1 protein-coding gene is annotated in these 872 nt (G+C 63.5%); it reads left to right on the forward strand.

Going from position 1 to position 872, the window contains the following annotated elements; translation table 11 throughout:
• Positions 1–872 (forward strand): elongation factor Tu (tuf, locus tag AC0L3E_RS34555; RefSeq protein ID WP_473606904.1); only part of this gene is annotated, 872 nt, incomplete at both ends.

Below are 872 nucleotides of genomic sequence, written 5' to 3' on the forward strand. Positions count from 1 at the left end.
AAAGGTAAATTCGAGCGTAACAAGCCTCACGTGAACATCGGCACGATTGGCCACGTCGACCATGGCAAGACGTCGCTTACGGCGGCGATCACCAAGTATTTTGGCGAATACAAGCGCTACGACCAGATCGACGCTGCTCCTGAGGAAAAGGCGCGCGGCATCACGATCTCGACGGCGCACGTCGAATACGAGACGGCTGCCCGCCACTACGCTCACGTCGACTGCCCCGGCCACGCCGACTATGTGAAGAACATGATCACCGGTGCCGCGCAGATGGACGGCGCGATCCTGGTCGTGTCGGCCGCCGACGGCCCGATGCCGCAGACCCGCGAGCACATCTTGCTGGCCCGTCAGGTCGGCGTGCCGTCGATCGTGGTGTTCCTGAACAAGGTCGACCAGGTCGATGACGCCGAGCTGCTCGAACTGGTCGAGCTCGAGGTTCGCGAGCTTCTGACCAAGAACGAGTTCCCCGGCGACGACATTCCGATCGTCAAGGGTTCGGCTCTGGCTGCGCTGGAGGATTCGGACAAGAAGATCGGTGAAGACGCGATCCGCGAGCTGATGGCTGCGGTCGATGCCTACATTCCGACGCCGGTTCGTCCGCTCGACAAGCCGTTCCTGATGCCGATCGAAGACGTGTTCTCGATCTCGGGCCGCGGCACGGTCGTGACCGGCCGCGTCGAGCGCGGCGTGGTCAAGGTCGGCGAGGAGCTGGAGATCATCGGCATCCGTCCGACGACCAAGACGACCTGCACGGGCGTGGAAATGTTCCGCAAGCTGCTCGATCAGGGCCAGGCCGGCGACAACATCGGCGCGCTGCTGCGCGGCGTTGATCGTGAAGGTGTCGAGCGCGGCCAGGTTCTGGCCAAGCC

Source organism: Mesorhizobium sp. WSM4822, from assembly GCF_055811155.1.